The organism is Pseudoxanthomonas mexicana (genome assembly GCF_010093385.1).
Classification (GTDB): domain Bacteria; phylum Pseudomonadota; class Gammaproteobacteria; order Xanthomonadales; family Xanthomonadaceae; genus Pseudoxanthomonas_A; species Pseudoxanthomonas_A mexicana.
Map to the genome: position 1 here is coordinate 32,641 of NZ_PDWV01000008.1, position 19,754 is coordinate 52,394.

19 protein-coding genes and 1 tRNA gene are annotated in these 19,754 nt (G+C 69.1%); 12 read left to right on the plus strand and 8 right to left on the minus strand.

The window, feature by feature from the left end:
- Nucleotides 1-5: 5 nt before the first annotated feature.
- The 3 genes from CSC76_RS04820 to CSC76_RS04830 all read right to left on the minus strand — a co-directional run bounded on the left by CSC76_RS04820 (nucleotide 6) and on the right by CSC76_RS04830 (nucleotide 2,255).
- Complete coding sequence (locus CSC76_RS04820; RefSeq protein ID WP_162108902.1) at nucleotides 6-284, minus strand: DUF4190 domain-containing protein; 279 nt, start codon at nucleotides 282-284, stop codon at nucleotides 6-8.
- A 145-nt stretch (nucleotides 285-429) separates the two neighbouring features.
- Nucleotides 430-1,962: an L-piperidine-6-carboxylate dehydrogenase gene (amaB, locus tag CSC76_RS04825; RefSeq protein ID WP_162108903.1), complete on the minus strand. Its 1,533-nt coding sequence runs from the start codon at nucleotides 1,960-1,962 to the stop codon at nucleotides 430-432.
- Between the two features lie 216 nt (nucleotides 1,963-2,178).
- Nucleotides 2,179-2,255: transfer RNA gene (locus tag CSC76_RS04830), tRNA-Arg, on the minus strand.
- A 206-nt stretch (nucleotides 2,256-2,461) separates the two neighbouring features.
- On the opposite strand from CSC76_RS04830, the gene CSC76_RS04835 reads away from it, so the two are divergent.
- The 6 genes from CSC76_RS04835 (at nucleotide 2,462) to CSC76_RS04860 (ending at nucleotide 10,083) form a co-directional block, all read left to right on the plus strand.
- On the plus strand, nucleotides 2,462-3,082 hold the full coding sequence (locus CSC76_RS04835; protein WP_162108904.1) for a hypothetical protein: 621 nt from the start codon (nucleotides 2,462-2,464) through the stop codon (nucleotides 3,080-3,082).
- 331 nt (nucleotides 3,083-3,413) lie between these two features.
- The gene (gene thrA, locus CSC76_RS04840; RefSeq protein WP_162108905.1) at nucleotides 3,414-5,906 is read left to right on the plus strand and encodes a bifunctional aspartate kinase/homoserine dehydrogenase I; all 2,493 of its coding nucleotides are present in this window, start codon (nucleotides 3,414-3,416) and stop codon (nucleotides 5,904-5,906) included.
- Nucleotides 5,907-5,937: 31 nt separating this feature from the next.
- Nucleotides 5,938-6,867: a homoserine kinase gene (locus CSC76_RS04845; RefSeq protein WP_162108906.1), complete on the plus strand. Its 930-nt coding sequence runs from the start codon at nucleotides 5,938-5,940 to the stop codon at nucleotides 6,865-6,867.
- Nucleotides 6,868-6,915: 48 nt separating this feature from the next.
- Complete coding sequence (thrC, locus tag CSC76_RS04850; protein WP_162108907.1) at nucleotides 6,916-8,205, plus strand: threonine synthase; 1,290 nt, start codon at nucleotides 6,916-6,918, stop codon at nucleotides 8,203-8,205.
- Nucleotides 8,206-8,255: 50 nt separating this feature from the next.
- A complete protein-coding gene (locus CSC76_RS04855; RefSeq protein WP_162108908.1) occupies nucleotides 8,256-9,296 on the plus strand; it encodes a L,D-transpeptidase in 1,041 nt (346 codons plus the stop codon).
- Between the two features lie 55 nt (nucleotides 9,297-9,351).
- Complete coding sequence (locus CSC76_RS04860; protein WP_425500836.1) at nucleotides 9,352-10,083, plus strand: murein L,D-transpeptidase catalytic domain family protein; 732 nt, start codon at nucleotides 9,352-9,354, stop codon at nucleotides 10,081-10,083.
- Between the two features lie 6 nt (nucleotides 10,084-10,089).
- On the opposite strand, the gene CSC76_RS04865 is transcribed toward CSC76_RS04860, so the two are convergent.
- The 5 genes from CSC76_RS04865 to CSC76_RS04885 all read right to left on the minus strand — a co-directional run bounded on the left by CSC76_RS04865 (nucleotide 10,090) and on the right by CSC76_RS04885 (nucleotide 12,508).
- A complete protein-coding gene (locus CSC76_RS04865) occupies nucleotides 10,090-10,950 on the minus strand; it encodes an MBL fold metallo-hydrolase (RefSeq protein WP_162108910.1) in 861 nt (286 codons plus the stop codon).
- A 65-nt stretch (nucleotides 10,951-11,015) separates the two neighbouring features.
- Nucleotides 11,016-11,372 carry a carboxymuconolactone decarboxylase family protein gene (locus tag CSC76_RS04870; RefSeq protein ID WP_162108911.1) on the minus strand — a complete coding sequence of 119 codons (357 nt, stop codon included), beginning with the start codon at nucleotides 11,370-11,372 and terminating at the stop codon, nucleotides 11,016-11,018.
- A gap of 22 nt (nucleotides 11,373-11,394) precedes the next feature.
- Complete coding sequence (locus CSC76_RS04875) at nucleotides 11,395-11,760, minus strand: rhodanese-like domain-containing protein (protein WP_162108912.1); 366 nt, start codon at nucleotides 11,758-11,760, stop codon at nucleotides 11,395-11,397.
- Nucleotides 11,760-12,122 carry an ArsR/SmtB family transcription factor gene (locus CSC76_RS04880; protein ID WP_162108913.1) on the minus strand — a complete coding sequence of 121 codons (363 nt, stop codon included), beginning with the start codon at nucleotides 12,120-12,122 and terminating at the stop codon, nucleotides 11,760-11,762. The genes CSC76_RS04875 and CSC76_RS04880 overlap by 1 nt, the downstream gene beginning before the upstream one ends.
- Nucleotides 12,119-12,508, minus strand: a complete 390-nt coding sequence (locus CSC76_RS04885) for a rhodanese-like domain-containing protein (RefSeq protein WP_162108914.1) — start codon at nucleotides 12,506-12,508, stop codon at nucleotides 12,119-12,121. The genes CSC76_RS04880 and CSC76_RS04885 overlap by 4 nt, the downstream gene beginning before the upstream one ends.
- A 108-nt stretch (nucleotides 12,509-12,616) precedes the next feature.
- On the opposite strand from CSC76_RS04885, the gene CSC76_RS04890 reads away from it, so the two are divergent.
- Genes CSC76_RS04890 through CSC76_RS04915 form a run of 6 tightly spaced genes read left to right on the plus strand, consistent with a single transcriptional unit; the run spans nucleotide 12,617 to nucleotide 19,632 of the window.
- A complete protein-coding gene (locus tag CSC76_RS04890; protein WP_162108915.1) occupies nucleotides 12,617-13,888 on the plus strand; it encodes an NAD(P)/FAD-dependent oxidoreductase in 1,272 nt (423 codons plus the stop codon).
- A 34-nt stretch (nucleotides 13,889-13,922) separates the two neighbouring features.
- Complete coding sequence (locus CSC76_RS04895; RefSeq protein ID WP_162108916.1) at nucleotides 13,923-14,126, plus strand: YgaP family membrane protein; 204 nt, start codon at nucleotides 13,923-13,925, stop codon at nucleotides 14,124-14,126.
- Nucleotides 14,127-14,140: 14 nt separating this feature from the next.
- A complete protein-coding gene (locus CSC76_RS04900) occupies nucleotides 14,141-15,214 on the plus strand; it encodes an efflux RND transporter periplasmic adaptor subunit (RefSeq protein WP_238394874.1) in 1,074 nt (357 codons plus the stop codon).
- A 1-nt stretch (nucleotide 15,215) separates the two neighbouring features.
- Complete coding sequence (locus CSC76_RS04905; RefSeq protein WP_162108917.1) at nucleotides 15,216-18,467, plus strand: efflux RND transporter permease subunit; 3,252 nt, start codon at nucleotides 15,216-15,218, stop codon at nucleotides 18,465-18,467.
- Entirely contained in the window at nucleotides 18,464-19,153 is a 690-nt protein-coding gene (locus tag CSC76_RS04910; RefSeq protein WP_162108918.1) for a c-type heme family protein, read from the plus strand. Before CSC76_RS04905 ends, CSC76_RS04910 begins: the two co-directional genes overlap by 4 nt.
- Nucleotides 19,150-19,632, plus strand: a complete 483-nt coding sequence (locus CSC76_RS04915; RefSeq protein WP_162108919.1) for an OsmC family protein — start codon at nucleotides 19,150-19,152, stop codon at nucleotides 19,630-19,632. The genes CSC76_RS04910 and CSC76_RS04915 overlap by 4 nt, the downstream gene beginning before the upstream one ends.
- Nucleotides 19,633-19,754: the final 122 nt, after the last annotated feature.

A 19,754-nucleotide genomic window follows, 5' to 3' on the forward strand; every position in this document is an offset into this window, starting at 1 on the left:
CGGGATCAGTTCAGCGTCGCCAGCCAGGCCAGGCCGCCCAGGAACATGAAGAGCACCGCGATGCCGATGACCCACAGCAGCGCCGACAGCCAGCCCAGGATCAGGCCGCCGATGGCCAGTCCGTCGCCCTCCAGCGCGCCGCCGCTGCGGCGGATCTCCGCGCGCGCCATGTGGCCGGTGACGATCGCCACCAGCGTGCCCAAGACCGGCAACAGGGTCCAACCGAGGATGCCGGACACGAGGCTGGCGATGGCGAGACTGCTGGTGGTGCGTGCTGCGTTCATCAGGAGCTCCGTGCAGGGGTCAGGGAGGCGATGGCACTGGATCGGGGGCAAAAAAAACGCGCCGCCCGATGAGGGAGGCGCGATTATCCCAGATGCTGGCCCGTTCAGGGCAGCCGGCATGCGGGCATGCCGGCCGTGTTGCGGGTCAGAGGTCGAACTTGATGCCCTGCGCCAGCGGCAGCGAGTCGGAGTAGTTGATCGTGTTGGTCTGCCGGCGCATGTAGACCTTCCATGCGTCCGAGCCGGACTCGCGACCGCCGCCGGTTTCCTTCTCGCCGCCGAAGGCGCCGCCGATCTCGGCACCGCTGGTGCCGATGTTGACGTTGGCGATGCCGCAGTCGCTGCCGGCCGCCGACAGGAACTGCTCGGCCGCTTTCAGGTTCTGGGTGAAGATCGATGAGGACAGGCCCTGCGGCACGGCGTTCTGCATGTCGATGGCTTCGTCCAGGGTCTTGTACTTCATCACGTACAGGATGGGGGCGAAGGTCTCGTGCTGGACCACTTCGTCGGAGTTCTTCAGGCCGGTGACGATGGCTGGCAGGACGAAGTTGCCGGGGCGGTCGATCGCGGTGCCGCCGGTTTCGACGGTGCCGCCGCTGGCCTTGGCCTTGGCGATCGAGTCCAGGAACTGCTGCACGGCGCCCTGGCTGTTGAGCGGGCCCATCAGGTTGGCCGGATCCAGCGGGTCGCCGATCTTGCCCTCCACCTGCTTGTACGCCTTGATCAGCGTGGACAGCACGGTGTCGTAGATCGATTCGTGCACGATCAGGCGGCGCGTGGTGGTGCAGCGCTGGCCGGCCGTACCGACGGCGCCGAACACGATGCCGGGGATGGCCAGCTTCAGGTCGGCGGTTTCGTCCAGGATGATCGCGTTGTTGCCGCCCAGCTCCAGCAGGCTGCGGCCCATGCGGCGGGCGACGCGCTCGCCCACGGTGCGCCCCACCTGGGTGGAACCGGTGAAGCTGATCAGCGGGATGCGCTTGTCGTCGACGAACTGCTGCGCCAGCTCGACGCCGGCGTCGTTGATCAGGAAGAAGATGTCCGGGAAGCCGCCTTCCTTCAGCGCCTCGTTGCAGATCTTCATGCTGGCGATGGCGGTGAGCGGGGTCTTGTTGGACGGCTTCCAGATGCAGATGTCGCCGCAGATGCCGGCCAGGAACGAGTTCCACGCCCACACGGCGACCGGGAAGTTGAACGCGCTGATGATGCCGACCAGGCCCAGCGGGTGGTACTGCTCGTACATGCGGTGGCCGGGACGCTCGGAGTGCATGGTGTAGCCGTACAGCATGCGGCTCTGGCCCACGGCGAAGTCGGCGATGTCGATCATCTCCTGCACTTCGCCGTCGCCCTCGGGCTTGCTCTTGCCCATTTCCAGCGCGACCAGCGAACCCAGCGCGTCCTTGTGCCGGCGCAACGCCTCGCCGCACAGGCGCACGGCCTCGCCGCGGCGCGGGGCCGGGGTGGTGCGCCACACCTTGAAGGCGGCCTGGGCGCGGGCGACGACCTTCTCGTAGTCGGCCTGGCTGCTGGCATGGACCTCGGCGATCACCTCGTTGGTGGTGGGATTGATCGACTGCAACAGGCCGGCGTCGGTGGTCGTGGACCACTCGCCGCTGCCGAGGTAGGTGCCGGAATTGGTGCTGGCAAGGCCGAGGGCCTTGAGAAGGTCTGCGGGCATGAAGTGCTCCAGGGATCGAATGCGGGGATGCGGCCGGGGCCGCATCGCGGGGGCATGATTCTACCAGAGCACGCGGGCCCGAACGCCCGGAAACCCTGTGTATTTCAATTGCTTACGTGGGCGTTGATTCGCTGTCGGCGTCTGTTCGGATTGCCGAGCCGGAGGTGGCGCTATCGGCGATCTGCCGATGCGCAGCGGCGCCTGCAGGGCAGGGAATGGCGGCCCCGACACGATTCGAACGTGCGACCTTCCCCTTAGGAGGGGGACGCTCTATCCAGCTGAGCTACGGGGCCATCGGTGATGCCAAGAATAGCGCAGTCCGGCAAATGGCCCCAAGCGTGCGCGATCCCGGAGCGCTGGGCGATCCTCAGTACGCCCGCGGCTCGTTCGACGGAAGTCTGCGTGGTGGTGTGCGACAACATCGTTGTCGGAATGGTCCGATACCCTGCCGCTTCGTCCCACGCCAAACTGCCCTCACTGCCCACTCCAGGAGGCTCCCATGGCGTACCGGAATCCTCGCTCAGTCATGTATCCGCACCGTCTGGCTCTGCGCATGCCGAGAGGGTGCCTTGGCCTGCTTGCCTGCGTTCTCGCTCGGGTCAGTCTCGCAACGCCCGCGGACGCACCGATCGCGGAGGGGGAGGCTGACGGTTCAGACATCGCTTTTCATTGCGCACCCGAGCGGTCCAGCGTGATCCTTGCGGATCAACCGCAGCATCCCCGGCGTGGATACGAGGCACGTGTCGTCGATCTGGGCTCGCTTGTCGTCTATGGCAAGGCAGACTCCCGCGGTGAGGTCGTCCGCGTAGGCACGAAAGCGTTGACGTCGGAGTGCGGAGCGCTCACCGTCGTGATACGGGGTGCTTACTACAATGCAAATCCGCAAGGCGAACTGGGAGCGGCAGAGGACTATGCCGTCGTCACCATCCGTCAGCAGGACCGCGTCCTCCTGGGGCCCATCGCCCTGGGTACTTGCTCGAAAGGTACTCCTCGCTATGACACACACGCGAAATGCCCGGAGGAATGGGCAACGCACGTGGAGATGCATGCGGGGCAGAACGGAGCCTATTCGGTTCAGCTGCGGCACGATTACCACGAATGGATGACAGTGACGCCGTAGGGGGAGCTGATTGGTTTCAGTTGCATCCATCTGAAATCATTGGCTTTGTTGCGTCGCAGCGCTTGACAGACCCCGGGGGTGCCGTGGTCTTCTTCGTGCATGCGCTCCCACGCCCACGCCACTGCGGATACGACGACGGCCCCGATGCCGGCGACCCCGCGTGCGCACGGCGGACGCACGACCCCGATTACGACCATTACCACCCTGACTCGTCAGGTGCGGCCGGTCGTGTTCGCGTAATCCGCAACCCACGGCCCCGCACCCGGATCAGGATGCAGGGCCACCCCGATTCCTGATGCGTGCCGGGCCTCCTTACCGAGGTTCCTGACCCATGTCGTCCCGCAGCGCCGAAGTCGAACAGCCCAAACCCCGCACCGTCGTCCACAAGTTCGGCGGCACCTCCGTCGCCGATGCCGAACGCTATCGCCACGTGGCCAAGCTGCGGCTGGCGCGCGACGAGGAGGTGCAGGTCACCGTGGTGTCGGCCATGAAGGGCGTCACCGATGCGCTGATCGAACTGTGCGAGCTGGCCGCCGCCAACCGGCCGGAATGGCACGAAAGCTGGCATGCGCTGCGCGCCCGTCATCGCGGTGCGGCGGTGGCGTTGCTGGGTGAAGCGGCCGGGCCGGTGATCGAGTGGGTGGACGAGCGCTTCCAGAAGCTCGAGGAGATCCTCAACGCGCTGATCGTCATCGGCGGCCTGCCGGAGCTGGTGCTGCAACGCGTCCAGGGCTTGGGCGAAGTGTGTTCGGCGCGCCTGCTCGGCGAGTACCTGACACTGCAGGGCGAGGACTGCGCCGTGCTGGATGCGCGCGAGGTGCTGCGCGTCGATCATGGCGAACTGGGCGTGGTGGTGGACTGGGAGGACAGCGCGCGGCGGCTCGCGGCGTGGCGGGACGCGCACCCGCAACGACGCGTGGTGGCCACCGGCTTCGTCGCGCGTGACCGTGAGGGGCGCTTCACCACCCTGGGCCGCAACGGCAGCGACTATTCCGGCGCGATCTTCGCGGCGCTGTACGACGCGGCCGAACTGCACATCTGGACCGACGTCGATGGCGTGCTGTCCGCCGACCCGCGCGTGGTCCCCGAGGCGGTACAGCTGGGCGCGCTGAGCTACGACGAGGCCTGCGAGCTGGCGTACTTCGGCGCCAAGGTCGTGCATCCGCAGACCATGTCGCCGGCCATGGAGCGGGGGCTGCCCATCATCATCCGCAACACCTTCCATCCGGAACATCCGGGCACCCGCATCACCGCCGAGCGCGATGCGGTGGGCCCGGTGAAAGGCCTGACGCTCAGTGTCGACCTGGCCCTGCTCAACCTGGAAGGCACCGGCCTGATCGGCGTGCCAGGCACGGCGGAGCGCGTGTTCGCCGCGCTGCGCAATGCGCATGTCTCGGTGGTGATGATTTCGCAGGGTTCGTCGGAGCATTCGATCTGCTGCGTGGTCAGGGCCAGCGAGGCCGCCAAGGGACAGGCGGCGCTGCTGGATGCCTTCGCGCACGAGCTGGACACCCGCCAGATCCAGCGCGTGCAGCGCCGCGACGGCGTCAGCGTCCTGGCCGCCGTCGGCGACGGCATGGCCGGCACGCCGGGCGTGTCGGCGCGCCTATTCGGCGCGCTGGGGCGCGCGCAGGTGAACATCCTGGCGATCGCGCAGGGCTCGTCCGAGCGCAACATCTCCGTGGCCATCGACAGCGCCGACGCCACCAAGGCGCTGCGCGCGGCGCATGCCGGCTTCTGGCTGTCGCCGCAGACCTTCGCCATCGGCGTGATCGGGCCGGGCAACGTCGGCGCGGCGCTGATCGAGCAACTGCGGGCCGCGCAGCCGCAACTGCTGGCCAAGGCCAACCTGGACCTGCGCCTGCGCGCCATCGCCTCCAGCACGCGCATGGTGCTGGAAGAGCGCAGCCTGGGCGACGACTGGCGTGCGCGTTTCGAGGCCAGCACGCAGGCCGCGGACCTGGACCGCTTCACCGAGCACCTGCTGTCGGCGCACATGCCGCACGCGGTGATCGTGGACTGCAGCGCCAGTCCGCTGGTGGCCGACCGTTACGCGGGATGGCTGGCCGCCGGCATCCACGTGGTCACGCCCAACAAGCAGGCCGGGGCCGGTCCGCTGGCGCGCTACCACGCCATCCGCGATGCCGCGTCCGGCAGCGGCGCGCGCTTCCGCTATGAAGCCACCGTCGGCGCCGGCCTGCCGGTGATCTCCACCCTGCGCGACCTGCTGGATACGGGCGATGCGGTGGTGTCGGTGGAGGGCATCTTCTCCGGCACGCTGGCATGGCTGTTCAACAAGTTCGACGGCAGCGCGCCGTTCTCGCGGCTGGTCACCGAGGCGCGTGGCCTGGGCTATACCGAACCGGACCCACGCGACGACCTGTCCGGCACCGACGTGGCGCGCAAACTGGTGATCCTGGCCCGCGAAGCCGGACGCGAGCTGGCGCTGGAGGACGTGGACGTGGAGAGCCTGGTACCCGAATCCCTCCGCCAGGCGAGCGTGGACGATTTCATGGCCAGGCTGCACGAGGTGGATGCCGCCTTTGCCGACCGGCTGGCGAAGGCGCGCGCCGCCGGCAACGTGCTGCGTTACGTCGCCCGGCTCGATGCCGAAGGCCATGCCAGCGTGGGGCTGGTGGAACTGCCCGCGGCGCACGCATTCGCCAACCTGCGCCTGACCGACAACATCGTGCAGTTCACCACGCGCCGATACTGCGACAATCCGCTGATCGTGCAGGGCCCGGGCGCAGGCCCGGAAGTCACCGCGGCCGGCGTCTTCGCCGACGTGCTGCGCGTGGCCGCGGGGCAGGGCGCGAAGCTGTGACGCATCCGGGAACGAACGACATGGAGTGGGCATGAGGCAGCAGGCAAGTGCGTTTTCGCCGGCATCGGTGGGCAACGTGGGCGTGGGGTTCGACATCCTGGGCCATGTGATCGAAGGCGTCGGCGACAACGTGACGGTGCGTCGCATCGATGCGCCGGAGGTGCGCATCACCGGCATCCATGGCGCCACCGTCGACCTGCCGCTGGATGCGCCGGGCAATACCGCCGGTGCGGCGCTGATCTCGCTGCGCGAAGCGCTGGCGCTGCCGTTCGGCTTCGAGGTGGAGATCGGGAAGGGCATTCCCCTGGGTTCCGGCATGGGCGGTTCCGCCGCTTCGTGCGTGGCGGCCCTGGTCGCGGCCAATGCGCTGCTCGATGCGCCGCTGACGCGCGAGCAGTTGTATCCGCACGCCCTGGTCGGTGAGGCGGTCGCCAGCGGTGGCAAGCATGGCGACAACCTGGGGCCGATGCTGCTGGGCGGCCTGGTGCTGTCCACGGCGGACCGGCTGGTGCGGGTGCCCGTGCCGGACCATTGGCACAGCGTGCTGGTGCATCCGGAAGCGATCCTGGAGACACGCCGCGCGCGCGCCGCACTGCAGGGCGCCTACGAACTGAAGGAGTTCGTGGCGCAGAGCGCGAACCTTGCGCTGGTGCTGGCCGGCTGCCATGCCGGCGACGCCGGACTGGTGCGCGAAGGCTTGCGCGATGTACTGGTGGAACCGCGGCGCGCGCCGTTGATCGTCGGCTTCGGCGCGGCCAAACAGGCGGCACTGGACGCCAATGCGATGGGGGCGAGCATTTCCGGCGCCGGCCCCAGCGTGTTCGCCTGGTTCGAATCGCGTGGCGAGGCCGAAGCGGCCGCGCCTGCCGTGCAGGCGGCTTTCGCGGCGGCCGGTTTCGACAGCCAGGCCTGGGTGTCGCCGATCAACGCGACGGGCGCCGAACTGCTGTCAGCGACCTGATTCCCCTACCCCACGGCCGCCGCACACGCCGCCTTGCCACGACAGACCATGAACTTCATCTCGACCCGCAACACCGCACCCGCCGCCACGCTCAGCCAAGCCATCGCCGCCGGACTGGCCCCCGATGGCGGGCTGTACGTACCGGACGTGCTGCCTGCGCCGCGCGAGCTCGCGGCCGGGGACGACATCGCTTCAACTGCCGCCACGCTGCTGGCACCGTTCTTCGCCGGCGATGCGCTGGAAGGCGAACTGGCGGCGATCTGCCGGGAGGCGTTCGATTTCCCGGCGCCGCTGCGCCCGCTGGGTACGCCGGACGACCACGTGCTGGAGCTGTTCCACGGGCCCACGGCGGCATTCAAGGATTTCGGAGCGCGCTTCCTGGCCGCTAGCATTGCGCGTGTACGACGCAACGAGCGCGCGCCGCTGACGATCCTGGTGGCGACGTCCGGCGACACCGGTGCGGCCGTCGCCGCGGCATTCCACCGCCAGCCCGGCCTGCGCGTGGTGGTGCTGTATCCGGATGGCCGCGTATCGCCGCGCCAGGCCCACCAGCTGGGCTGCTTCGGGGACAACATCGTGGCGCTGCGCGTGGCGGGTTCGTTCGACGACTGCCAGGCGTTGGTGAAGCGCGCGTTGAACGACGCCGAGCTGCAGGCGCAGGCCCCGCTCAGTTCCGCCAACAGCATCAGCCTGGGCCGCCTGCTGCCGCAGATGAGCTACTACGCGCATGCGGCGTTGAGCCACCGGGCAGCCACCGGCCGAACGCTGAATCTCGTCGTGCCCACGGGCAACCTGGGCAATGCGCTGGCCGCGATCCTTGCCCGCACGCTGGGGGTGCCGCTGGGACGCATCGCCTTGGCCACCAACGCCAACCGGGTGCTGCCCTACTTCTTCGCCGGCGGCGCCTATGCGCCGGCGGCGAGCGTGGCGACGCTGGCCAATGCGATGGACGTCGGGGCGCCCAGCAACTTCGAACGCCTGCGCTGGCTGTACGCCGGCGATGACGTCGCGTTGCGCGCGGCCTTCACCGCCAGCGAGATCGACGACGCGACCATCCGCGAGGTGATCGCGCGCCGCTACCGCGACCATGGCGAAGTGCACTGCCCGCATACCGCCACGGCGGTGAAGGTGCTGGAAGACCTGCGTGCGCAGGGCGGGGTGGGCGACTGGGCCGTGGCGGCCACGGCGCACCCGGCCAAGTTCGAAAGCGTGGTGGAGCCGCTGATCGGGCGCGCGGTGGAGGTGCCGCCGGCGCTAGCGGACCTGCTGTCGCGTCCGGCGCATGCCGATCCCATCCCAGCCGACTACGACGCCTTGCGCGAGCGCGTGCTGCAGTAGTGGGGATCCATCTGGCACAAGGCAGGATGCTCCTGCGCTAAGCTCATCGGATGACGCGCCATTTCTTGCCCGCCCTCTTGCTGGCCACGCTGCTGTACGGGATCGCCCCGCCTGCCGTGCAGGCGCAGTCCGTGGTCTCGCCGCCCGACGTCCGTGCGCTGAAGCCCGGCGAATTCCTGTGGTACCCGCAGATCGCGCCGGAAGGTCCGGTGGTGCTGGTGGTCAGCCTGGACGAACAGCGCGCCTATGTGTATCGCAACGGCATCGCCATCGGTGTGTCGACGATCAGCTCGGGCAAGGCGGGCAAGGAAACGCCCACCGGCGTGTTCACCATCCTGCAGAAGAACAAGGACCATCGGTCCAACCTCTACAACGATGCCCCCATGCCGTACATGCAGCGGCTGACCTGGGACGGCATCGCCCTGCATGGCGGCCACCTGCCGGGATACCCGGCATCGCATGGCTGCGTGCGCCTGCCGCAGGCGTTCGCGGAGAAGCTGTTCGGCATCACCCGCTTCGGCGATTCGGTGGTGGTGGCCAATGCGAAGGCGTCGCCGGCCAGCGTCGTGCATCCTGCGGTGCTGGCGCCGGTCATCGCCGGCGGGCAGGCCGCGCACCCGGCGCTGTCGGCCTACGAGGTGTACTGGAACGAAGCCGCCTCGCCGGAAGGCCCGGTCAGCATCCTCGTCAGCCTGTACGACCAGCGCGTGTCGGTGTTGCGCAACGGCGTGCTGATCGGTTCGGCGCCCTTGCAGAAAATTCAGGATTTCGCCCTCAACGGCACCGTGCTGCTGGTGATGACGACGGAGATGGAAGACATCCCCAGCCTGCTGGATCCGCAGCAGAAGGAGCACCGCTGGGTCGCCCACCGCGTGCTGGGCGAGGCGGACACGCCCATGCCGTCCCTGCGCTCGCTGGGCGATGCGCTCTGGATCCCGCAGGACTTCGCCCGCCGGCTGTACGGCATCCTGACCCCCGGCACCACCGTGCTGCTGTCGGACCTGCCGGGCGTGCGCGCAACGCCGGCCGAACAGCCGACGGTGCCGGTCTTGGAATCGGATGAAGCGGGACCCACGTCGGCTTTACGCTGAGCGGTGTGGAGGGAACCCGGGCACGGCGCATCCTGTCCCCCCGTTCCCGAGCCTGATCATGAAGCGTTGCCTGTCCGTCCTGCTGTTGAGCTGCACCCCGACCGCCGTGGCGCTGGCGGCCGACGCGCCCCCGAGTGTCGGCCCCGGTCGTCTGGCCGAGGCCCTCCATCGGGCGGCACCGGGCGTGGACCGCGAGGTGCTGGCCATGGCCACGCACGCGATGGCCTGCCCCCTGCGGCGCGGCGACGCCGACGTGCCAATGCGCCGGCTCAGCGTGATCGACTACAGCCGGCCGTCCACCCAGCCGCGGCTGTGGGTGTTCGACCTGGAAAAGGCCCGCCTGCTGTTCGAGGAGCGCGTCGCCCATGGCCGCAATACCGGCGAGAACCTGGCCACCCGCTTCTCCAACGCCACCGGCAGCTACATGTCCAGCCTGGGCGCCTTCGTCACCCAGGAGGCCTACCGTGGTTCCAACGGGTACTCGCTGCGCCTGCAGGGACTGGAGCCCGGCTTCAACGACAAGGCGCGCGAGCGCGCCATCGTCATCCACGGCGCTCCCTACGTCAGTGACGCGCTGGTGCGTTCGCAGGGCCGGCTGGGTCGTAGCCTGGGGTGCCCGGCCGTCAGCACCGCGGTGGCGCGGCCGCTGATCGACAGCATCCGCGGCGGTTCCTTCGTGTTCGCGTACTACCCCGACCCCGCCTGGCTGAAGCAGTCGCGCCTGTTGAGCGCCGATTGCGGAAGCGGCGTGGTCGCTCGCCCTGCATCGTCGGCTGCGGGCCGCTGACGCGGATCAGGGCTTCAGCGGGATCCTGAGGAATCGGCGTCCGTCCCGATCCGGATCGGGCAGCCGGCCGGCGCGGATGTTCACCTGCAACGACGGCAGCAGCAGGACGGGTGCGGCCAGGGTGGCATCGCGCGCCTCGCGCATGGCCACGAAGCTGGCTTCGTCCACGCCGCCGCCCACATGGATGTTGCGCGTCTTCTCTTCGCCCACCGTGGTTTCCCACGCGAAATGGTCGCGTCCCGGCGCCTTGTAGTCGTGGCACAGGTACAGGGGCGTGGTGTCCGGCAGCGCGAGCAGCCTGTGGATGGAACGGTATAGCGTGCGCGCGTCGCCGCCCGGGAAGTCCGCGCGTGCGGTGCCATAGTCGGGCATGAACAACGTGTCGCCGACGAACACCGCCTCGCCGATGCGGTACGACACGCAGGCCGGCGTGTGGCCGGGCGTGTGCATCACCTCGACCTGCAGCCCGCCGAGCGCAATGATCTCCCCGTCGCGGAAAAGACGGTCGAATTCGCGGCCGTCGCCGCTGACATCGTCCAGCCCGAACACGGGCGCGAACGTGCGCTGCACCTCGGTGATGCGCGCGCCGATGCCGATCGGGGCACCGGTTTTTTCCTTCAGGTACGGCGCCGCGCTGAGATGGTCCGCGTGTGCGTGCGTCTCCAGCACCCAGTCGACGGACAGGCCCTGGTCAGCGACGAAGCCGAGCAGATCATCCGCCGAGCGGTGCGACACGCGGCCGGTGCGGTGGTCGTAGTCCAGCACCGGATCGATGATCGCGGCACGGCACGTGGCCGGATCCCAGACCACGTAGCTGACCGTGTGGGTGGCTTCGTCGAACTGCGCATGCACCCGGGGTTGTGTCATGGCAGGGCTCCTGGCGGGTTGCGGCGGACCATCATGGCAGCCCGCACGCACCCGGCCAAGCGCTCTCAGGACGCTTTCGCGGAGAACTCCTCGAACGCTTCCAGCGCATGCGCCGCATACATCAGCGATGGGCCACCGCCCATGTAGACGGCGACGCCCAGCATCTCCTGAAATTCCTCCGGCGTGGCACCGAGGCGCACCAGCGCCTTGGCATGGAAACCGAGGCAGCCGTCGCAGCGCGCCGCCACGCCGATCGCCATCGCGATCAATTCCTTGGTCTTCTCGTCGAGCGCACCCGCGCCCATCGCGCCGCGCGCCATGGCGCCGAATCCCTGCATCACCTCGGGCGCCGCCGTGCGGAAGGGGCCGAGGTGCCGGTTGATGCGGGTGGTCAGTTCCTGATAACGGTCTGCACTGGACATGGGAATACCTTGTGGTGTCGGATCAATCGTGTCGCACGATGGGCAGGCCGTGGCTCTGCCACGCCGCCATGCCACCGGCCAGGTTGAGATGGGTGCGCGCGGGGTCGCCGGACAGGATGGCCTGGGCCACGCGCGAGCGCATGCCGCTCTGGCAGACCAGCACGACCTCGCGCGTACCGGCGGGGAGGCGGGCATCCAGCAGCGCGGTGCCGCCGGCGCGCAGTTCGCCCAACGGGATGTTGAGGGCGCCCTGCACATGACCGCGTGCGAACTCGCCCTGTTCGCGCACGTCGACCAGGACGGCTCCCCGGTTGAGGCACGCGACCGCTTCCTTCGGAGAAGCCTGCGCCCCGCGGCGGCCGAACAGGGACTTGAGCATGCCCAGCATCACGATCTCCCCGCGCGCTTCCGGGGCGCTGGAGCCGCGGCCGGCGCGCAGTAGATGCCGTGCAGCGTATGCATGACCTGCGCCGCCGGCCCCGGCATCAGTGCGTAGAACACGTTCTGGGCCTCGCGGCGCGTCTGCACCAGGCCTTCTTCGCGCAGCACGGCCAGGTGCTGCGACAGCGCGGACTGGCTCAGGTCGAGCAGGGCGTTGATGTCGCCCACCGAGCGCTCGCCCGCGGTCAGCAGGCACAGGATCTGCAGCCGCTTCTCGTTGGCGAGGGCCTTGAGCAGTTGCGCCGCATCGCCTGCATGCGCCTGCATGGCGGCGATGTCGAACGTGGACGTGGAGAGGCTGCGGGTCATGCGGGTTCCGGGGTGAGGGGATGGCCGGCATTGCGCCATGCGGTGAGCCCGCCCGCAAGCGAGCGCACACGGGTGAAGCCGAGCGCCTGCAGGCTGTCGGCCGCCAGCGCCGAGCGTCCGCCGGTGAGGCAGTACAGCACCAGCTCACGGTCGGCGACGGCCAGCGCTTCGCTGGTGGTGCAGGCCATCGCCGGGTGCGCGGGGATCTGGAATTCCAGCACGCCGCGCGGCAGGTTGATCGCGCCCGGCAGGTGGCCCTGCGCGTACTCAGCCGGTTCGCGCACATCGATCAGGACGCAGTCGTCCTGCGCCGCCAGCTGGTCGGGCGCGATCTCTTCGATACGGCCGCGTGCCTCGGCCACCAGATCCTGGACGGTGCGTGCCATGGATGCCTCCAGTACATTAGTTGACTCTAATATTAGTAGATGCTAATTTGTATTGCAAGCCGACCGGCACTCCTGCCGGCGGCGGCCATCGAACCTGGAGGGGAAGACATGGCGCGTATCGTCGTATTGGGGGCAGGCATCGGTGGCATGAGCGCCGCCTATGAACTGCGCGGCACCCTGGGCCAGGGGCCGGAGGTCACCGTGATCGGGGAGGGCGACCGCTTCTCGTTCACGCCCTCCAACCCCTGGGTCGCCGTGGGCTGGCGCAAGCCGTCCGATGTCGAAATGCCGGTCGCCTGTTACCTGGCGAAGAAGAACATCGCCTTCGAGGGCGTCGGCGCCGAGCGGGTCGAGCCCGACCACAACCGTGTGCGGCTGCGCGACGGGCGCACCCTCGACTACGACTATCTGGTGATCGCGACGGGTCCGCGACTGGCGTTCGATGAAGTACCGGGCCTGGGGCCGGAAGGCGGCTTCACCCACTCGATCTGCACCACGCCGCACGCGACCACCGCGTGGCAGGCCTACCAGGCCTTCCTCGAGAACCCGGGGCCGGTGGTCGTGGGTGCCGCGCCGATGGCCAGCTGCTTCGGGCCGGCGTACGAGTTCGCGATGATCCTGGACAGCGACCTGCGCAAGCGCAGGCTGCGGGACAGGGTGCCGATCACCTACGTCAGCCCGGAACCGTACGTCGGACACATGGGGCTGGGGGGCGTCGGCGATTCCAAGGGCATGATGGAATCGGAGTTCCGCCAGCGCCACATCCAGTGGATCACCAACGCGAAGATCACCGCGGTGCGCGACGGCGAGATGGACGTGTCCGAAATGGACGAGGCCGGTCAGCCGAGGAAGATGCACACCCTGCCGTTCCGATATTCGATGGTGCTGCCGGCCTTCACCGGCGTGCCGGCCGTGCGCCAGGGCGAGGGGCTGTGCAATCCGCGCGGCTTCATCCTGATCGACAAGCACCAGCGCAACCCGGCCTATCCCAACATCTTCTCGCTCGGCGTGTGCGTGGCGATCCCGCCCGTGGAGGCCACGCCGGTGCCGACGGGCGCGCCCAAGACCGGCTTCATGATCGAGTCCATGGTCACCGCCGTGGCGCACAACATCCAGGCCGAGCTGGCCGGCAGACCGGTCACCGCCGAAGCGACGTGGAACGCCATCTGCCTGGCGGACATGGGCGACACCGGCGCGGCGTTCGTGGCCCTGCCGCAGATCCCGCCGCGCAACGTCACCTGGGCCAAGGTCGGCAAATGGGTGCACGTGGCCAAGATCGCGTTCGAGAAGTACTTCCTGATGAAGATGAAGTCCGGCAACACCGAACCGATCTACGAGAAATACGTGCTCAAGCTGCTCGGCATCATGCGTACCCGCTGATTTCCCTCCCCATTCCATTCCCGGAGAACATCTCATGAACCTCGACCGTGCCGTCCTCGGCTTCGCCGGCGTGATGACCCTCGCCAGCCTGGCACTGGCCCACTTCGTTTCGCCGCTGTGGCTGTGGTTCACCGTCTTCATCGGCGTGAACATGCTGCAGGCCAGCGTGACCGGCTTCTGTCCCGCCGCCATCGTCTTCCGCAAGCTGGGCGTACGCGCCGGCTGCGCATTCAAGTGAGCGCGAGGCCTGCCGTGAGCCGCATCGTGATGTCGTCGCGCCCGTTGTTGCCGCTGTTGCTGGTGGCCGCCCTCGCCGCGTGCGGGCATGAAGAACCCGCCGCGCCTGCCGCGCGCATCGAGGGACTGCAGACGTTCCAGGTGAAGACTGCCGACGCGGTGGGCGGCCGTGTCTGGGAGGGCGTGGTGGAAGCCGTGCAACAGGCCACGCTGTCGGCGCAGACGAACGGGCGCGTGGTCGCCGTGGCGCGCGACGTCAACGACCGCGTGGGAGCAGGCGAAGTGCTGGTGCGGCTCAGTGCGGTCGAACAGCAGTCCGGTGTCGACGCCGCCCGCGCCCAGTTGCGCGCGGCCGAAGCATCCGCGACCGAGGCGGAAGCCAACTACCGGCGCTTCGCCAACCTGGCGAAGGACCAGTTCGTCTCCCGGGCCCAGCTCGACCAGGCCCGGATGGCGCGCGATTCGGCGGCCGCCGCGCGCGACGCCGCCCGCGCCCAACTGGCCAATGCCGGCCAGCAGACCGACTACACCACGGTGCGCGCGCCCTACGCGGGCATCGTCGCCACCCGCGATGTCGAGCCGGGCGAGAGCGTCGGCATCGGCCAGACCCTGATGACCGTGTTCGCACCGGGCGCCCTGCGCATCGAAGTGGCGGTGCCGCAGTCGGAAGCGGAGGCGGTCCGGGCCAACCCCACCGCCGTGGTCACCTTCGACGATGGGCGCCGGATCGATGCCGCCGACGTCACCGTCTTTCCGGCCGCGGATGCGTCCACCCACGCCGTGCGGATCCGCGTGCAGCTGCCGGCGCTCGACGTGCCGCCGCAACCCGGGCCGACCGCGAAAGTGGCGTTCCCGGCCGTGAAGGGCGTGGCATTCCCGCGCGTTCCCACCAGCGCGCTGGTGCGCCGCGGCGAGGTGACGGCGGTGTACGTGCTCATCGACGGGCGGCTGTCGTTGCGTCAGGTCAGGCTGGGTGATGCGGCCGGCGATCAGGTGGACGTGATTTCGGGATTGAAGCCCGGCGAGAGGATCGCCACCGATCCGGTCGCCGCGCAGCAGGCGCTGGTGGCGGCGCGCAAGGACGACTGACATGGCATCGCTCCCGAACCCGCCGCGACTGGGTATCTCCGGTCGCCTGGCGCGCACGTTCCAGGCCAACCCCCTGACGCCGATCCTCGCGCTGCTCGGCCTGCTGCTGGGGCTGGTGGCGGTGATGATCACGCCGCGCGAGGAAGAGCCGCAGATCGACGTCACCATGGCCAACGTCATCGTGCCATTCCCGGGCGCGGATGCGCGCCAGGTCGAGCAGATGGTCACCTATCCGCTGGAACAGAAACTGTCCGAGATCGAGGAGATCAAGCACACCTATTCGATCAGCCGGCCCGGCATGGCGGTCCTGACGGTGGAGTTCGACGTGGGCGTGAAGCGCCAGCCCGCGCTGGTGCGCCTGTACGACAAGGTGTTCTCCAACCAGGACTGGATGCCGGCGAACCTCGGCGTGGGCCAGCCCATCATCAAGCCCAAGGGCATCGACGACGTGCCGGTGATGGCGCTGACCCTGTGGACGGACGATCCCCAGCGCGGCGCACGCGACCTGGCCGAAGTGGCCCACACGCTGGAAACCGAACTCAAGCGCATCCCCGGCACGCGCGACGTGTTCACCCTGGGTGCGCCGGAGCGTGCCGTCATGGTGCAGCTCGATGCCGCGCGACTGGCCAGCCACGGCCTGGCGGTGAATGATCTGTCCGCGGCCCTGCAGGCCGCCAACCTGGCGCGCCAGGCGGGCGAGCGCGTCGGTGCGGACGGGGTGGTGCAGGTGACCTCCGGCCAGTTCCTGGCCGATCGCGCGGACGTGGCCGGCCTGGTGCTGGGCGTGTCGGGTGGCCAGCCGGTGCGCCTGGAGGACGTGGCGACGGTCCGCGATGCGGCCGATGCGCCGTCGAGTTACGTGTGGCACGGTGCGCCCGCGAAACGCTCGGGACCTTCCAGTGGCGTGGCGCCCGCGGTGACGCTGGCCATCGCCAAGAAGCCGGGCAGCAATGCGGCCGACATCCCGGCCGCCGCCCTAGCGCGGTTGGAGGCACTGCGTGGCAGCGTGATTCCCGACGGCATCCAGGTGGAGACCACGCGCGACTACGGCCTGACGGCCAGCGACAAGGCGCAGACGCTGATCAAGAAACTGGTGTTCGCCACCGGCTCGGTGGTGCTGCTGGTGCTGTTCGCGCTGGGCCGTCGCGAGGCCATCGTGATCGGCAGCGCGGTGGTGCTGACCCTGGCGGTCACGCTGTTCGCATCGTGGGCGATGGGATTCACCCTCAACCGCGTCTCGCTGTTCGCACTGATCTTCTCCATCGGCATCCTGGTGGACGATGCCATCGTGGTGGTCGAGAACATCCACCGGCACATGGCGCAGGGCGGCATGTCGCTGGCCGAGGCCATTCCGCCCGCGGTGGACGAAGTGGGCGGTCCGACCATCCTGGCCACCTTCACCGTGATCGCGGCGTTGATGCCCATGGCCTTTGTCACCGGCCTGATGGGGCCGTACATGCGGCCCATCCCGATCAATGCCTCGGTCGGCATGCTGCTGTCGCTGATGATCGCGCTGGTGGTCACGCCGTGGCTGTCGCTGAAGCTGCTCAAGCGGCATGCGGTCGCGCCTGCGGGTGAGGGCGCCGCCCACGGGCATGCGGAAGGCACCATGGCCGCGCGCCTGCATCGCCTGTTCGAGCGCGTGATGACGCCCTTCCTGGATGCCGGCGCGGGTACGCGGCGCCGGCGCCTGCTGTTCGTCGGCATGGCCGTGCTGGTGGCGCTGGCGGCCAGTCTGGCGGTGTTCAAGCTGGTGGTGCTGAAGATGCTGCCGTTCGACAACAAGTCCGAACTGCAGATCGTGGTCGACCTGCCCGAAGGCCGCACGCTGGAGGACACCAACGCCCTGCTGGCCGAGCTGGCCGGCGTGCTGGACCGCACACCGGAAGTCCTGCACTACCAGGGCTATGCGGGTACGGCCGCACCGATCAACTTCAACGGGCTGGTGCGGCAGTACTACCTGCGCGAGGGTGCGAACGTGGGCGACCTGCAGGTGAACCTGGTGGACCGCCACGACCGCGAGCGCAAGAGCCACGAGATCGCCGTCGCCCTGCGCCCGCAGGTGGACGCGATCGGCCGCCGCCATGGCGCGTCGGTCAAGGTGGTGGAGGTGCCGCCCGGGCCGCCCGTGCTGTCGCCGATCGTGGCCGAGGTGTACGGGCCCGACTATGCCCGCCAGCGGCAGGTGGCGCGGGCGCTCGAGCAGCGCTTCCTGGCGACCGAGGGCATCGTCGATGTGGACACCAGCGTGGAAGCCGATGCACGCCGCGATATCCTGGTGATCGACCGCGTGCGCGCGGCGCGCCTGGGCGTGCCGCAGTCGGCGATCACCGAGACGATCGCCGCGGGCCTGTCGGGGCTGGATGCCACCCACGTGATCGATGGCGGCTCGAAGTATCCGCGTCCGATCCGCCTGCGCCTGCCGGTGGCCGACCAGGCTTCGCTCGACGGTCTGCTCGCGCTGCGGGTGCGCGGTGGCAACGGCCAACTCGTGCCGCTGTCGGAACTGGTGCAGGTACGTTCCACCTGGTGGGACGGCGCCATCCACCACAAGGACCTGCTGCCCGTGGTGTACGTGATGGGCGACGAGAGCGGCACGGTCGACAGCCCGCTGTACGGCATGTTCGACCTGGTCGGGCAGGTGTCGGACAACGCCATCGACGGCCAGCAGGTGGGGCAGTTCTACATCCGCCAGCCGCCCGAGACCGCCGGCTTCGGCATCAAGTGGGACGGCGAGTGGCAGATCACGTACGAGACCTTCCGCGACATGGGCATCGCCTACGCGGCCGGCATGGTGCTGATCTATCTGCTGGTGGTGGCCTACTTCCGCAACTATGTGGTGCCGCTGGTGATCATGGCGCCCATCCCGTTGACAGTGATCGGCGTGATGCCGGGCCACGCCCTGCTGGGCGCACAGTTCACCGCCACCAGCATGATCGGCATGATCGCGCTGGCGGGCATCATCGTGCGCAACTCGATCCTGCTGGTGGACTTCATCAACCATCTGGTCGAGCGCGGGCAGTCGCTGGAGTCGGCGGTCGTCGACGCCTGCGCGGTGCGCGCACAACCGATCGCGCTGACCGCGCTGGCGGCGATGGCGGGTGCGTTCTTCATTCTCGACGACCCCATCTTCAACGGTCTGGCGATCTCGCTGATCTTCGGCATCTTGGTGTCCACGGTGCTGACGCTGGTGGTGATCCCGTTGCTGTACTACGCGCTGAAGCACCGTGCTTACAAGGAATCTAACGCATGAGTCCATCGAGCCCTCAACGGCTGCTGTGGTCGGCTTGCCTGGCGTGGGCCGTCACGGCGTGTGCCCCCGGGGCCGTCGGCGATGCGGGCCGGGACGTGGCCGAAGTCCGCCCGCAGCAGGGCGCCGAAGCGCCACGGACCGCACCCCCGCTTGATCCCGATCTCGATCGCGCGAAGGCGGCCGCACAGGCCTTCAGCGCTCGCCTGCGTGGTCGCCTGCAGGCGGCGATGCAGGCCGGTGGCCCCATGGCGGCCGTGGAGGTCTGCCATGCCGAGGCGCCGGCCATCGCAGACGCGGTGATGGCCGAGCACGGCGTGCGCCTGGGCCGCGTCGCGCTGCCCGGGCGCAACCGCAACGCCGGACAGGCCGCCGAGGGTTGGCAGCTCGCCACGCTGGAGGCCTTCCAGCAAGCCGTCCTGGAGGGAGCGCCTGCCGCGGAGCAGGTATCCGTGGTCCGCGAAGGCCTGCCCGAGGGCGTCGCGCTGCGCCTGATGCGGGGCATCGCCACCGAACCCGGCTGCCTGGCCTGCCATGGCGCGCAGGTCGCCCCGGCCGTCCGCACGGCCATCGCGGCGCATTATCCTGACGACGCGGCCACCGGCTTCGCGGTGGGCGACCTGCGTGGCGGACTGTGGGTCGAAGTGCCCGCCACCGCTGCCCACACCCCTCAGGAGGCCACGCCATGAGCACCGACGCGCCGATCCGCATCACCCTGGAACAGGAAGAGGACTACAGCTTCCGCATCCGCTTCGACGACACCACCATCGCCGACCTGATGACCGACGAGCCCGCGCCGCTGGGCAAGGGTGAGGGCCCGAACCCGACGCGGCTGCTGGTGTCGGCCGTCGCCAACTGCCTGTCGGCCAGCCTGCTGTTCGCGCTGCGCAAGTTCAGGAACACGCCGGGCAGGCTGGTCACCCATGCCACCGCGGAGCTGGTGCGCAACGAGCAGGGCAGGCTGCGCGTGGGCCACATCCATGCCGATATCCAGCTGGCCGAGGCCGGCACGGCGCACGCCTCGCTGGAACGCATCCTGGCCCAGTTCGAGAACTTCTGCGTGGTGACCGAGAGCGTGCGCCACGGCATCGAGGTTTCCGTCAGCATCACCGACGCCGACGGCGTCCAGCTGCACGGCAAGGCGCGGACGGAGCAGGCCGCGTCCTGATTTGCAGGTGGGGTGCCTGCTCTTGTGGGAGCGACGCGAGTCGCGAAGGGCCCGCGGGAACGCTTCATCGCGACTCGCGTCGCTCTCACAGGGACGCCGAAAGGCCGTGTAAGCCCCGCGCC